This window comes from Pseudomonas sp. 1L-C-7-B-C1 (assembly GCF_057291635.1).
This window is the reverse complement of record NZ_JBXAWH010000001.1, coordinates 361106-375138: the sequence shown is the minus strand read 5'-3', so window position 1 is coordinate 375138 and position 14033 is coordinate 361106. Positions and strand designations below refer to the sequence as shown.

Genomic DNA, 14033 nt, shown 5'->3' with positions numbered 1-14033 from the left:
GAGCAGGCAATGAAAATTCTGGTCACCGGCGCAGGCGGCTTCATCGGCGGACGCTTCGCGCGTTTCGCGCTGGAGCAAGGTCTGAGCGTCCGGGTCAACGGCCGTCGCGCTGAGGGTGTTGAGCATCTGGTGCGGCGCGGGGCCGAGTTCATCCAGGGCGATCTTTCCGATCCGGAGCTTGTTCATGCGCTGTGTGACGACGTCGAAGCCGTGGTCCATTGCGCGGGGGCGGTGGGTACATGGGGGCGACGTCAGGACTTCCATCAGGGCAACGTTCAAGTCACCGAAAACGTCGTTGAAGCCTGCCTGAAACAGAGAGTCCGGCGGTTGGTGCATCTGTCCTCGCCCTCGATCTATTTCGATGGCCGATCGCACCTCGATATCCGTGAGGAGCAAGTGCCCAAGCGCTTCGGCAATCACTATGCCGCGACCAAATACCTGGCCGAACAGAAGGTGTTTGGTGCCGAAGAGTTCGGTCTGGAAGTCATCGCCCTGCGCCCGCGTTTTGTGACGGGTGCGGGTGACACGAGCATTTTCCCGCGACTGCTGCAGATGCAGCAGAAGAAGCGCTTGTCGATCATCGGCAACGGCTTGAACAAGGTTGATTTCACCAGCATTCAGAACCTCAATGAGGCGCTGCTCAGCAGCCTGCTGGCCGCCGGCTCAGCGCTGGGCAAGGCTTACAACATCAGCAACGGCGCGCCCGTCCCGCTTTGGGACGTGGTCAATTACGTCATGCGCCAGATGGAGTTGCCACCGGTGAGACGCTATCGGTCTTACGGCCTGGCGTACACCGCGGCGGCCATGAACGAGGCGGCGTGCCTGATCTGGCCGGGACAACCTGAACCGACGCTGTCGCGCATCGGGATGCAGGTGATGAGCAGGGATTTCACGCTTGATATCAATCGCGCCAGGCATTATCTGGATTACCAGCCTGACGTCAGCGTGTGGACTGCCCTCGACGAGTTCTGCGGTTGGTGGAAAGCCCAGCACAGCGGCGCGTTATAAAAGGCGTCAACATCCGTGGTTATACTGCGAGCCATTCAGATTCAGCGGTTTTTTCAAAGGTAAACCCATGCGCAAAGATCCCTATGACGACGTCGATGACGTCCCGAGCCTCAGCGCCAAAGACGATGACGATGATTTTCTGCCGCCGCCGGGTGCCCGCGAGCGCACGACGGTGTACTCGCGCGACACGCCAGTGGTGAAGGTGAAGGCGCCCGGCACCGGCGCGTTGTGGGCGCTGATCTGCGTGCTGTTTATCGCTTTTTGCGGCCTGGGCTGGTGGAGTTTTCAGCAGGTGTCGTTGATGGAGCAGCAGCTGGTTGCAACGCAGGAAAGCTTTGCGAGGATCAGTGAGGAGGCGGCGGGGCGCTTGCAGGATATTTCCGGGAAGGTGGTCGCCACCGAGTCGATGGCGAGCAGCAGCGAGGCGTTGAAGGCGCAGATCAAGCAGTTGCAGGATCAGTTGGCGGATCAGAGCAAGCAGCAGCAGGGTGTGGCGGGTTTGCAGGGCGGGCTGGACAAGCGGCTGGAGCAGATCAGTACGCAGAGCGCGCAGCAGCAGGCAACCAACCAGCAGTTGCAGGACCAGCTCAAGGCCGTGACGACGGAGCTGGCAGCGTTGAAAGCGGCGGTGCCGGATGGCAAGTCGATTCAGACGGAGCAGGAGCGGCTGGAGACGCAACTGAAGGGTTTGACTGCAGATGTGGCGAATCTGAAGAAAGCGAACGGCAGTCAGGCGATCGAGCAGCTTGAGCAGGATATGGTGGTGGTGAAGAGCGAGTTGGAAAATCGTCCGGCGGCGGCTGCTTCGTCAGGGGCGAGTCTGCAGGAGTTCGATGCGTTTCGTGCGCAGATGACGCGGACGATCAATACGTTGCAGAGTCAGATTCAGACGTTGTCGCAACAGATCAACGCTCGACCTTGAAGCACCCCCTCCCGACGACGGCGCCTGTTGTGATGTTGTCGGGGGGACTGACAACAAAGTGAAGTCGAGGAGTGAATGTTTAACTCCAACCTGTAGGCTATTTCCGATTTTGATATTTTTTAGGATTTTGAATGGCGTTTATTTTTATTTGAATTATGGTTCTGTTCAGTAACTCGCAAGACAGTGAAGCGCTTCAATGACGAAGCTCTTTTGAAGAACGATACAACTCCAACGGGGTGTTTCGTTACAGCAATCAAGGATGACTCAAATGAATGGATTCAAGACTAAACACGGCCAAGGCCGCTCGATCGGTAAAAGCATCGTCAGCGGTGCGGGCCTTGCCCGAAGTGCTGCAAAGCCGCCCAGCATCAAACCCGGCATCAAGCCTCCGGTGACGAAGCCGCCGGTCATCAAGCCTCCCGTTACAAAGCCGCCTGTTACAAAGCCTCCGGTTGTCAAGCCACCCGTTACAAAGCCACCGGTTATCAAACCACCTGTGACAACTCCGCCCTCAATTAAACCGCCGGTCATCCGACCGCCTGTTGTAAAGCCAGTGAAACCACCACAGCCGGCGGTTAAACCCCGTCCGCCCAAGCCTGTCACTGCGGGACCGGTAAAGCCTCCCGCGTCGTTGGTGCTGCCGCCCAAGCCGCTGATCCCGCCTCGTCTGGCTGAAGTGCTGTCGGTGGTTGATACGATTACCGGTGTCATTTCGTTGTTGTATCCGTTGGGTACCTATCTGCTGCCAAGCGGAAACAGACAGTTGCCGGACGGCCGCGTAGCCGACGCCGGAGGCGAGTACGTCACGGATGCCGATGGCAACGTCCAATATCTGGACGGGACCATTATGTACGCAGACGGGACGATCAAGTTTCCGGACGGCACCTACCAATATACCGACGGCAGTTATATGTACCCTGATGGCACCGTTGGTTATCCGGACGGTACCTGGCGGTTCCCGGATGGTACTGTGACGGATTCGGAAGGCAATGTGTTGGCTACTGATTATCCGGAGCTATAAGTTAAAACGTTAGTTGCTAAAAAAGCCCCGGCTCTTTCGAGTTGGGGCTTTTTTATTATCGTTGTATTACTTTATGAGCGGTGCGCTTACAGCGTTGGGTAATCCAGATAACCCTCAGCGCCTTTCGCATAGAAAGTTTCTGGATGCGGCTCGTTCAGCGGAGCATCCTTGGCCAGACGCGCCGGCAGGTCAGGGTTGGCAATGAACGGCACGCCAAACGCCACTGCATCTGCCTTGCCGCTCGCCAGCCACTCGTTGGCGCTTTCTTTGGTGAACTTCTCGTTGGCGATGAACACGCCGCCGAAGGCTTCTTTCAGGCGCGGGCCGAGGCTGTCGTCGAGTTCGCGTTCGCGGGCGCAGATGAAGGCGATGCCGCGTTTGCCGAGTTCGCTGGCGACGTAGGTGAAGGTCTCGGCCAGGTTGGCGTCGCCCATGTCGTGGGCATCAGCGCGGGGTGCCAGGTGTACGCCGACACGGCCAGCGCCCCAGACTTCAACGGCGGCGTCGGTCACTTCCAACAGCAGACGTGCGCGATTTTCCAGCGAGCCGCCGTAGGCATCGGTGCGGGTGTTGGTGCTGGTTTGCAGGAACTGGTCGAGCAGGTAACCGTTGGCGCCGTGGATCTCCACGCCATCAAAGCCGGCGGCCTTGGCGTTCTCGGCACCGACGCGGTAGGCGTCGACGATCTCTTCGATTTCCGCCAGTTCCAGTGCGCGCGGGGTGACGTAATCAGACAGCGGACGCACCAGGCTCACGTGGCCTTTTGGCTGGATGGCGCTTGGCGCGACCGGGGTTTCGCCGTTCAGGTAAGTCGGGTGGGAAACGCGACCCACGTGCCACAGTTGCAGCGCGATCTTGCCCCCCGCCGCGTGCACGGCTTTGGTGACGTTGGCCCAGCCGCGTACTTGGTCGTTGGACCAGATGCCCGGGGTGTCAGGGTAGCCAACGCCCATTGGCATGACCGAAGTGGCTTCGCTGATGATCAGACCGGCCGAGGCGCGTTGAACGTAATACTCGGCCATCATCGCGTTGGGCACGCGGCCTTCGTCGGCGCGGCATCGGGTCAGCGGCGCCATGACGATACGGTTGGCCAGTTCCAGGTCACCCATCTTGATCGGGTCAAAAATCGTGGTCATCGTGAAATCCTTAGTGCAATCGGTAAAAGGTGGATCCGCAGGTTTCAAATTCGGGGAATCAGTTCGTCACAGGGGCCATTTCGACATCGCTGCGCTGACGGAAATTGATCAGCGTCACCAGCAGGGCCAGCACCGCCAGTACGCCGGCGGCCAGCGGCACGGTGGTCAGGCCGAAGCCATGGGCGATGACGCTGCCGCCGACCCAGGCGCCCAGCGCGTTGCCGACGTTGAAGGCGCCGATGTTCAGGGTCGACACCAGATTGGGCGCGGCCTTGCCGAAGGTCACCACGTTGATCTGCAGGGCAGGCACGGCGGCAAACGCGGCGGTGGCCCAGAGGAACAGGGTGATTTCAGCCGGGATCAACGCCGTGCTGGTCCAGCTCAGCACTGTGGAGATCACCGCCATGGCAATGAACACGCCGATGAGCGTGGCGGCGAGTCGACGGTCAGCTAGCTTGCCGCCAATGATGTTGCCCAGCGTCAGGCCGAGGCCAATGAGCATCAGCGTCCAGGTCACCCCCAGCGGCGAAACACCCGTGACTTCGCCCAGCAATGGCGCGACGTAGGTGAACAGCGCAAACACGGAGGCGGCGAACAGCGCGGTCATGCTCAACGACAGCCAGATGCCCACGCCTTTGAGCGCAGCCAATTCGGCGCGCATGTCGAGTTTTTCCTCATCGCGTTTGCTCGGCAGGAAGCGAATCAAGCCAATGAACGCGATGACGCCGATCACCGTGACCGCGAAGAAAGTCGAGCGCCAGCCGGCCTGTTGTCCCAGCGCGGTGCCCAGTGGCACGCCGAGGACGTTCGCCAGGGTGAGGCCGGTGAACATCAGCGCGACGGCCGATGCCCGGCGATTGGCCGGAACCAGTCCCGCCGCCACCACCGAACCGATGCCGAAGAATGCGCCGTGGCACAGCGCGGTGACCACGCGGGCGAACATCAGGATGTTGTAATCCGCCGCCAGCGCGCAGAGCAGGTTGCCGATGATAAAAATCCCCATCAGCGTGACCAGCGCAGCTTTGCGTGGCAGCTTCGCGGTGGCCATCGCCATGAACGGCGCGCCGATCGCGACCCCCAGGGCGTAACCGGTGACCAGCCAGCCGGCGCCGGGGATGCTGACGCCCAGGTCGCGTGCGACGTCGGGGAGCAGGCCCATGATGACGAACTCGGTCGTCCCGATGGCAAAGGCGCTCAAGGCCAGAATGAGTAATGAAAGGGGCACGTCGCGTCTCCTGAAAGGCGGGTGTGGGGCGAGGGGCTCAGAGCCGCTGCGTCAATTGCTGCAAGAACGCCTGAATGACGTCTTCGTTGCGCTTGAAAAAATGCCACTGGCCGTGTTTTTGGCTAGTGATTAACCCGGCGCGCTGAAGCGTTGCCAGATGAGCCGAAACGGTCGACTGCGACAACCCCGCGCGCTGATCGATCTGGCCGGCACAGACGCCGCCATCAATGGTGTGACGCTGATCGGGGAAGGTCGCAAGCGGGTCTTTGAGCCAGTCCAGAATCTGCCGGCGAACCGGGTGGGCGAGGGCTTTGATGATGTCGTCAATGTCGATGTCGGTAGGCATGTCGTTCTCAGTGCAGGTGCGCTGTATCGCGATGGGGCGAACCTTATATCTATAAATCGCGATATACAAATATGAATAGGTGCTTAGGACTGGCTGAATCGTTATATCGGGTTATAACGATATGAGCCTGGCCTGATCTCTGGGTGTAGCCTCCCACCGGCATTCCTGCTTTACAGGCGCAGGAAATGTGGCGACTGTACGAGCGTCATTGCGAATGAGTCCCCGCACAGTCGGCGGACTCAGGCGCAGAAAAAAGGCTCGCAGCAATAGGCAACAAGCATGAATTACCTCGCACACCTGCACCTCGGCGGGCAGGCGCCGGCGCAATTGCTGGGCAGCCTGTACGGCGACTTCGTCAAAGGGCTGCTGCCCGGCCGTTTCCCGGCAGACATTGAAAGCGCGATCCGGCTGCATCGGCGTATTGATGCATTCACCGATTCTCACCCGCTGATCAAGCAGGCACTTGGACGTTTTCCCGATGGCCGTCGGCGCTATGCCGGCATCGCACTGGATGTGTTTTTCGACCATTGCCTGGCGCGGGACTGGCACGTGTATTCCGACGAGCCGCTGGATACCTTCACCGGAAGGGTCTACCGCGTGCTGGCGGAAGAGCCCGCATTGCCAGAACGACTGGCGCTGATTGCGCCGCGCATGGCAACGCAAGACTGGCTGGGTTCGTACCGTGAGTTTGCGGTGGTGGGCGATGCGCTGGCCGGCATCTCGCGACGTTTGTCACGGCCTGAAGGGCTGGCCGGGGTTTATCAGGAGTTGCACGCGCTGTATCGACCGCTGAGTGACGACTTCAGCGCGTTTTACCCTGAGCTTCAGGCGTTTGCTCAAGCGGCTTTGGCGGCGGAACGTAAGATCGCCGGTTGAACCGCCTCGCCGAACAATGCGACCTGCACCGCCTGCTGGGCTTCGAACGCCAGCGCTGCGCGTTCTTTTCCCTGGGAAGCGATGGGCGAGAGCAGCTGGATGTGCACCTCACTCACCTCATTGGCAAACAATCGACGCAGGTGCGAGAGCAAGTCGTCGTCGCCAATGAAGGGCGCGATCTGATCCGGCTGGCCGTCACGCACATATTGAATGGCAACAGGCTGCACCCGCACGCCGGTTTCAATCGCGCTGGACAGCAGGCGGCCATGGAACGTACGCAAGCTGCGGCCGTCGGTGGTGGTGCCCTCGGGGAAGATCACCAGCGAATGCCTGCCGAGCAAATGCTGCCCCATCTGCTTCTGAATCAGCTTGCTGTCGCCCGAGCCCCTGCGGATGAACAGTGTCCCTGCTTTCAACGCCAGCCAGCCCGCCACCGGCCAGGTGCGCACTTCGGCTTTGGACAGAAAGGACAGCGGCGCCAGCATTCCCAACAGCGGGATGTCGGTCCACGACACATGATTGCTCACCCACAACATTGGCTCGTTCGGCAGCTTGCCGCTCACTTTTACGCGAAACGGCAGCGCGGCACTCAGGCGCGCCATGAACCAGGCGGTCCAGCGCTGGCGACGGGCCATGGAGTTGCCGATGCGCAGGCGTTCCATCAGGGCAAAGGTGCCGGCAATGCTCAGGCCCAGCGCAATGACCCAAAGTACCCGCACCACGCGCGCATGACTGCGCCACGTGCTCATCACACCGCTGCCTTGAAGTGGCGAGCGTAGCGTGGGCACAAGTCGTCGCGCTTGAGCAGGATGAAGACATCGGCGACCTGGAAGTCTTCGTCCCAGCACGGTTCGCCGCAGATCTTCGCGCCCAGGCGCATGTAGGCCTTGAGCAGCGGCGGCATCTCGCAGATCACGTTGTTGGGCAGGTCCAGCGTCGGCAGCGGATTCTTCGGTTCGGCGCGCAGGTGCTCGTTGCACAGATAACGCTCGCGCAGGCGTTGCATGATCGCGTGAGCCTGAATGCCGCCGTCCTGCATCGGAATGCTCGCGCAACCCATCAGGTAGCTGTAGCCGCCTTCGTTGAGGATCTCGGCCAGTTCGCTCCACAACACGGCGATGGTGCCACCGTTGCGATAGGCCGGGTCGACGCAGGTCCGACCCAGTTCCAGAATCGGGCCCTGCAGGTGGCGCAGGCCGTGCAGGCTGAATTCTTCTTCGCTGTAGAAGTTGCCCAGGGTGTTGGCGGCTTTGTGATCCAGCAAACGGGTGGTGGCGACCAGACGACCGCTGCTCAGGTCGCGCACACCGATGTGCATGCAGTGAACGTCGTAATCATCGATATCCAGGCCCAGCTCGGCGCCCTTGAGCCTGGCCTTGAACTCGCCGCTGAACACACTGAAGCGCAACGCCTGTGCTTCCTGCAGGGCCTTCTCACCGACCAGGCGTTCAGCCTGCAGGCGACGTTCGGTTCGGGTGTCTCGAATGCTGGCGATCTGAGTCATGCGGCGTCTCCGTAATCCCGCCTTCGGCCAGGCGGGTCGACTGATTGTTCGAGCATTGCTGTCCGAATTCAGGCTAGGGAGGGGCCATGTCACAACCATTAAGCTTTGGTGATGGTTGCATGACAGGGGATTTGGGTTCCCGGCGCTGTCATAGTTGACTGCTAGGATCGATCTCATCCAAGCCCGAGCCCCCTCCATGACCCGCTTGCTTTTCACCCTCGCGCTATTACTCGCCAGCTGTTCAGTCGCCGCCGAAACCTGGCCCGCGCCGGAGTGGTCCCAGCGCCTGCTCATTCGAAAAGACGCTGTATCCGCCCTTGAGTCCTACGCGTTCCCGGCCCGTGACGAAACCACCCGCCAAGGCGTGCGCACGGACGCGCTGCTGATCATTCACGATGGCGAAGTGGTGTATGAACGCTATGGCGGCGTAACCCGGGCCGACACCCCGCACCTGACCTGGTCAATCAGCAAAAGCATTCTGGCGAGCGTGCTGGGCGTCGCGTTTGGTGAACGCCGTTTCGAGCTTGAAGACCCCGTCGCGAGGTTCTACCCGCCATTCAGCGCGCATCCCGACGTCAAACTTCAGGACCTTCTGCACTGGGCTTCAGGGCTGGACTGGCAGGAGGATTACGAATACGCGCCGCTCAACTCGTCGGTCGTCGCAATGCTCTACACCCGAGGGCGCGGCGACATGGCGCGGTACACCGCCGAGCACGCCGTCGCCAGCGCGCCGGGCACTTCATACCGCTATTCCAGCGGCGACAGCACGGTCCTCGCGGCCGCGCTGAAAGGCATGGTCGGTGAACGCGCCTACAGCGATTACCCCTGGACCGCGCTGTTCGAACCGCTTGGCATCACCAGCGCCACGTGGGAGCGCGACGCTGCCGGCACTTTTGTCGGGTCGTCCTACGCGTACATGACGGCCCGCGATCTGGCGCGCATCGGCCTTTCTATGGAACGCGGTGGGCGCTGGCAGGACCGCCAGTTGCTGCCCAGGGCCTGGGTTGATTTCAACCTGACGCCGTTCAAATCCCTGACGCCGACCCCAACCGATGAAGCCCCCGGCGGTCACTGGTGGCTGAACAAGACCGCCGATGGCAAGCCCGGTCCGTGGCGCAACGCACCTCCCGACACCTTTGCCGCCCTCGGCCATTGGGGGCAGGCGTTGTACGTAATCCCCAGCGCGAAGCTGGTGATCGTTCGTTACGCCGACGATCGCGACGGCAGCTATGACCACAACCAGTTGCTCATGCTGGCGCTGAAGGCTGTAGCCGGGGAGGGTGATCAATGAGCGCTCGTAAAGCATTCATCCGACGCCGCCCGTTCAGCAGTCTCGGCATATTGCTTCTGTTAATACTTGCCGGCCTGATCTGGAACTGGCGCATTCAACTGCAGGTGTTCCCCGACATCATCAGCGCCTACACCGCCAAGGAATACTGCTCGTGCCGCTTCGTCATGAATAACCCCGCAGACTATTGCCGCAGCTACGTGAAGCAATGGCTGCCGAGTACGCTTGACGAAGACGCCCTGAACAAGCGCATCACCGCGACAGGGCTGGGCCGCGAAAGCGAAGCCCGCTGGGAAGGTTCACGCCAGGGCTGCCGGTTGTCATCGCCGGTGCCGTAGAACGTAGAAGTTTGCCTGCGGTCAGACAGCCGGATAGGGTTGCGTATCGCACCCTCTGGAGTCTGCATGTCCATTCGCATTCCATCCTCGCTGGCCCGCCCGGCAAGCGCTGCTCAAACCTGCCTGCTGACCGCCATGGCGAGCCGCCCATGAGGGGCGCGATTTTCCCGTGGCGTGAAGAAAACCAGTTCAACTTACTGATCGACGGCCCTGCGTTTTTTCCGCGCATGATCGCCGCGATCGAAGGCGCGCAGCAGCAGATTGAGCTCGAGCTGTATCTGGTCGAAGCCGGCGCCTGTGCCGAAGCGATCGTGCAGGCGCTGGTGAGTGCGGCGAGCCGCGGGGTCATCGTGCGGTGTCTGTTCGATGGCTTCGGCTCGGCGGCTTTCACCATCGGCTTGCGCAAGCGCCTGACCGATTCGGGCGTGATCCTGCGTTTCTATAACCGGGTGCATTGGCGACGCGGCTTTCGAAACCTCTACCGCGACCATCGCAAGTTACTGCTGGTCGACAAAGAACTGGCGGTAGTGGGCGGAACGGGGGTTACCGACGAGTTCTGGCGCCCGGACCTGAACAGCAGCGAGTGGCATGAGGTGATGGTCGAGATTCGCGGCCCGCTGGTAATCGACTGGCAAGCGCTGTTTGACCGCCAGTTCCACGCCAACCCTCGGCGGCGAGCATGGCGGCCCGCGGAAAACTTCGGTCTGCCGCGCTTGCCCAAGGCGCCCGTCGGTGGGCATGGACTGGGGCGCGTGGCCTACGCCGATTCCCGTCAGCATCGGGATATCGTGCAATCTCTGGTGCGCGCGCTGAACACCAGCAAGACGCGCATCTGGCTGGCGACGCCGTATTTTCTGCCGACCTGGAAAGTCCGCCGCGCGTTGCGTCGTGCGGCCTCTCGGGGCGTCGACGTGCGCTTGTTGCTGACCGGGCCGCGCACTGATCATCCGTCGGTTCGCTACGCCGGCCATCGTTACTACCCGCGCTTGCTCAGGGCTGGGGTGAAAATCTTCGAATATCAGCCGTGCTTCCTGCACCTGAAAATGGTCCTGATCGACGACTGGGTCAGTGTGGGCTCCTGCAACTTCGATCACTGGAACCTGCGCTTCAACCTGGAAGCCAACCTCGAAGCGATCGACCCCGCGCTTACCTTGGCTGTCGCCAGCAGCTTTGAACAAGACTTCACGGTCAGCAACCTGGTCAGCCTCGACGACTGGAAAGCCCGGCCGCTGTGGCGCCGCGTGCAACAGCGCGTTTGGGGCTGGGTGGATCGACTGGTCGTCAACGCGCTGGATCGGCGGGGCTAGAAAGATCCAGGCGCGCTTTCTTTTACCGATGGAATGTCAGGAAGTTTCCTATCGGTCTGGCTGATTTGACGCCGCTTCTGCCGTATTTCAGCGTGTGGACCTGCAACAGGTGTTTGCCGTCAGGGTCCAGCACCCCAAGCGTTGACGAATCGCCACCGTCGAGATTCCAGGATGAGGCGGCGGGCAGGCCTTCTTCATTTTTAGGGTTCAGTCTGTCCAGTTCAGCCATGACGGTTGCCCATTCAAGCATCGTGAAACCAGGCTCATCGGTTTTTCTAGGAAAGGTGCCTCGGCCCGGGTTAAGCGCGATAGCCAGACGAGTTCTGGCTGTGTTGTTTTCTGCGAGGCTGATCGCTGAGCGCGCATTGGGGTCGCTGGCATGACCTAAGGCGCCCACGTGGGCCGTTTCTTCGCCATAGATGTGTTTTGTTTGAAGGCTGTCTCTGCGTGAAAACTCCATGACGCCTCTCGTTGTCAGTTTGGGGGCCACATGAATGAATGAACCGTCTCCCAGCTGCAGTTTTGAATAAGCTGACCTGTAGTCTTCAGGCGGGTCGATAAAAGGCTTTTGGAGGCTGTCGATGACGTTCCCTCCAACTGAGGCGTATTCCAGGTTTGGAAGTTGGGGGGATGGCAATGGTAAAGGTCCTGACATGGGTTGCCTGGCTCCCATATTGAAATATCCACCGTTTATGTAAGCCGCCGGCATCGAACCGCTGGCGGTTTTGATTGCATCACCTGCGGCTCTACTCAGCGGTATTGCCGCATCGCCTCCTGATACTTTTCCCCTAAGACTGCTACTCAGAGACAGGTAGGTGAATTCGCGTGGCGCTGCCGCTTCGCGATCAAGCTCAATGCCGACTTTTGCGAATACAGCGTTGTCGCCTTTAATCGATACGCCGATAACTCCTTTAGTCAGTGTTTTAACGTTAATGGGCGATTCAAGAATGGGCGATTTAAGTCTCCTGTATTGACGCTGGATCACGACTGCGGCCTGATTTGCGTCCATACCCACCAGCCCATTGGTATCGAACTTACTCACGGGCGAGTTGCTGACGAAGCAGTAAAGATTCAGCCCATCGGCACTGCCTTGCGGATCTGGGTTTATCCAACGCTGTAACCACGGTGCGTAATAACGCATGCCGTAGTAATAGAGCCCTGTGGCATCGCGCTCTTTGCCGCTGTAGCGAACGGTTCGGTATTTGGCTTCAATGGCGCTACGCGCGGTCCACCAGGCGGTGCCGCCGAACGGGTAATAACCTTCCCGGGTAATGACGCCACCCTGGTCGTCCAGCTCCAGCGTGCTGGAGCCCAGATGATCACTCAACTCATAACGCACCTGATTGTCGTCGATCCCATCGGGCTTGTTGGCCTTCCAGTGCAAAATTCGTACGCTGCTGCCTCCTGCCTGAACAGTTGCCACTTCCAGAATCTCTCCACCCGGCTGGTTGCGGATTTCCAGCCCATCGAGGTAGCGGACCTCGGACACCAGCGTTCGGCCACTCGCTTGCGCCTTGGTGATCTTGCGCAAGCGCTGGCCCCCGCTGTCATAAATATAGTGTTCGTCATCGTTTGCTCCGTCCTCCCGGCGCACGGTCGTGACCAACCGTAGCTGGTTGCGCACGTCCCATTCCAGGGTCTGGCCGCGAACCAGTTCCTGCAGATTGCCATTTGTGTCGAATCCGGATGCAAAGTCCGCGTCGGTTTCATCGTGGGGCAGGCTGCGGTTGCTGTCGGGTGCCACGTCCATTTTGCGCGTGAAGGCTTGCCCACCCGCATGATGCATTTCCAGCAGATTGCCCCCTGCGTCGTAGCGGTAAGTCTGGGAGTAATTGGCCAGGTTATTAGGGTCCGGAAGCGGGATGATCGCGTCGGGCAATGCGGGGCCGTGACTGGCGCCGGTCGAGACCTCACGCCCACTGGCTTCTATCAACTGATAAAGAGTGTTGTAACGGTAGTGACTGACGGGCTCAATCTTCTGGTTGCGAGCAAAACGGTTCGGCTGGCTGGCGTCCTCAGCGCCAACGACGTTGCCCGCTGGATCGTATTGGTAGTTCAAGTCCGACAGCAGTGTGCCATTGGCTTTTTTAGCGGTCATTCGAGCTGTACGTCCACTTGCCGGCTCGTAGGTGATTTCGCGGATAACCCCGTTACCGAATGTTTGCGCCAAGACCTGGCCGCTGGCGCTGTAAGCGATTGCGCTGACCAAGCGCTGAGGCGCCGATGTGCCCGCCAGTTCTATCCGGGATTCCTGAAGCTGGCCGCTGACGCCATAGGATGATGTGCGCCGATTGCCCGCCGGGTCGGTCTGTTGGACGACCTCCGCCAGCGCATCGACAACGGCCGAGCTGAAATACCCTTCGCCTGCTTCGAGCAGCAGATCGCGTTCAATGACGCTTTCTGGCCAGTCCGGTGATTGCAGGCTGAGCAGCAGTCGCCGATTTGTCAGCAGTAAGCCGCCCGCCAACCCGAACTCACACCCCAACACTGTGCCTGCCGGATCGTCATGACGTATCAGTTGACCGCATTGATTGTGGTGCGCCGATTCCATCGAACTGTCGCCATAGGTGAAGCGTTCGACAATCGCAGGCTCGCCATCCGCCGGTTTTTCAGTGAATGACGCGGGACGAAACATCGGGTCGTAATCGACGTGACCACTGCTGCCTCTGGCGTCCCAACTGTCCAGTAACTGGCCGGCAGCTCCGCTCAGTGTCAGCTTCCAGCCCGTGTCGACGCTCTGCTGCAGAAGTGCTACGCCGGACATCGAGTGAATGGTCGTGGTATTGAACGGCGATCCCGTACCCGCGAAGCGCGGATCCTGATCGGCAACGTGCCGACCCGCTTCATCCCAGACATGTCGCGTGATGCGTGGCTCGACGACCTCCCCTTCGACTGCTCGGCAATAGGCGATATGCCGCACCAACAAGGCACGCGGGTCGACGACCTGTAATTGTGGGGTTTTACTGTGCAGGTTCATGGAGGCGACTTCCTTTCTACGGGTGAGTTGCAGGCGCTATTTGAGTCAGCATCGAGTCGCTGTACCCCCTTGAGCCTGGTTCGTG

13 protein-coding genes are annotated in these 14033 nt (G+C 60.3%); 7 read left to right on the top strand and 6 right to left on the bottom strand.

Going from position 1 to position 14033, the window contains the following annotated elements; genetic code table 11:
- Positions 1-9: 9 nt before the first annotated feature.
- The 3 genes from AC0Z8Z_RS01670 to AC0Z8Z_RS01660 all read left to right on the top strand — a co-directional run bounded on the left by AC0Z8Z_RS01670 (position 10) and on the right by AC0Z8Z_RS01660 (position 2951).
- Positions 10-1008, top strand: coding sequence for an NAD-dependent epimerase/dehydratase family protein (locus tag AC0Z8Z_RS01670; RefSeq protein ID WP_485617575.1), 999 nt, complete (start codon positions 10-12; stop codon positions 1006-1008).
- A gap of 67 nt (positions 1009-1075) precedes the next feature.
- On the top strand, positions 1076-1930 hold the full coding sequence (locus AC0Z8Z_RS01665) for an ATPase (RefSeq protein ID WP_485617574.1): 855 nt from the start codon (positions 1076-1078) through the stop codon (positions 1928-1930).
- 268 nt (positions 1931-2198) lie between these two features.
- On the top strand, positions 2199-2951 hold the full coding sequence (locus AC0Z8Z_RS01660) for a hypothetical protein (RefSeq protein ID WP_485617573.1): 753 nt from the start codon (positions 2199-2201) through the stop codon (positions 2949-2951).
- An 86-nt stretch (positions 2952-3037) separates the two neighbouring features.
- Here AC0Z8Z_RS01660 and AC0Z8Z_RS01655 read toward each other — a convergent pair whose 3' ends face one another.
- Genes AC0Z8Z_RS01655 through AC0Z8Z_RS01645 form a run of 3 tightly spaced genes read right to left on the bottom strand, consistent with a single transcriptional unit; the run spans position 3038 to position 5658 of the window.
- Entirely contained in the window at positions 3038-4087 is a 1050-nt protein-coding gene (locus AC0Z8Z_RS01655) for an alkene reductase (protein ID WP_485617572.1), read from the bottom strand.
- A 58-nt stretch (positions 4088-4145) separates the two neighbouring features.
- On the bottom strand, positions 4146-5312 hold the full coding sequence (locus AC0Z8Z_RS01650) for an MFS transporter (protein WP_272630151.1): 1167 nt from the start codon (positions 5310-5312) through the stop codon (positions 4146-4148).
- A 37-nt stretch (positions 5313-5349) separates the two neighbouring features.
- Complete coding sequence (locus tag AC0Z8Z_RS01645) at positions 5350-5658, bottom strand: ArsR/SmtB family transcription factor (protein ID WP_485617571.1); 309 nt, start codon at positions 5656-5658, stop codon at positions 5350-5352.
- 279 nt (positions 5659-5937) lie between these two features.
- Between AC0Z8Z_RS01645 and AC0Z8Z_RS01640 the strand changes: the two genes are divergently transcribed.
- Positions 5938-6534 carry an acyl carrier protein phosphodiesterase gene (locus AC0Z8Z_RS01640; RefSeq protein ID WP_485617570.1) on the top strand — a complete coding sequence of 199 codons (597 nt, stop codon included), beginning with the start codon at positions 5938-5940 and terminating at the stop codon, positions 6532-6534.
- On the opposite strand, the gene AC0Z8Z_RS01635 is transcribed toward AC0Z8Z_RS01640, so the two are convergent.
- On the bottom strand, positions 6495-7283 hold the full coding sequence (locus AC0Z8Z_RS01635; protein WP_172609536.1) for a lysophospholipid acyltransferase family protein: 789 nt from the start codon (positions 7281-7283) through the stop codon (positions 6495-6497). The genes AC0Z8Z_RS01640 and AC0Z8Z_RS01635 overlap by 40 nt on opposite strands.
- On the bottom strand, positions 7283-8038 hold the full coding sequence (gene olsB, locus AC0Z8Z_RS01630; protein WP_485617568.1) for an L-ornithine N(alpha)-acyltransferase: 756 nt from the start codon (positions 8036-8038) through the stop codon (positions 7283-7285). Before olsB ends, AC0Z8Z_RS01635 begins: the two co-directional genes overlap by 1 nt.
- A gap of 196 nt (positions 8039-8234) precedes the next feature.
- Here olsB and AC0Z8Z_RS01625 point away from each other — a divergent pair, with 196 nt between their 5' ends.
- The 3 genes from AC0Z8Z_RS01625 (at position 8235) to AC0Z8Z_RS01615 (ending at position 10971) form a co-directional block, all read left to right on the top strand.
- The gene (locus AC0Z8Z_RS01625; protein WP_485617566.1) at positions 8235-9329 is read left to right on the top strand and encodes a serine hydrolase domain-containing protein; all 1095 of its coding nucleotides are present in this window, start codon (positions 8235-8237) and stop codon (positions 9327-9329) included.
- Positions 9326-9664 carry an amidase gene (locus tag AC0Z8Z_RS01620; protein WP_485617565.1) on the top strand — a complete coding sequence of 113 codons (339 nt, stop codon included), beginning with the start codon at positions 9326-9328 and terminating at the stop codon, positions 9662-9664. Before AC0Z8Z_RS01625 ends, AC0Z8Z_RS01620 begins: the two co-directional genes overlap by 4 nt.
- 149 nt (positions 9665-9813) lie before the next feature.
- Positions 9814-10971, top strand: coding sequence for a phospholipase D-like domain-containing protein (locus tag AC0Z8Z_RS01615; protein WP_485617563.1), 1158 nt, complete (start codon positions 9814-9816; stop codon positions 10969-10971).
- Positions 10972-10993: 22 nt separating this feature from the next.
- Here the strand turns inward: AC0Z8Z_RS01615 and AC0Z8Z_RS01610 are convergent, their stop codons facing one another.
- A complete protein-coding gene (locus AC0Z8Z_RS01610) occupies positions 10994-13948 on the bottom strand; it encodes an RHS repeat domain-containing protein (protein WP_485617562.1) in 2955 nt (984 codons plus the stop codon).
- Positions 13949-14033: the final 85 nt, after the last annotated feature.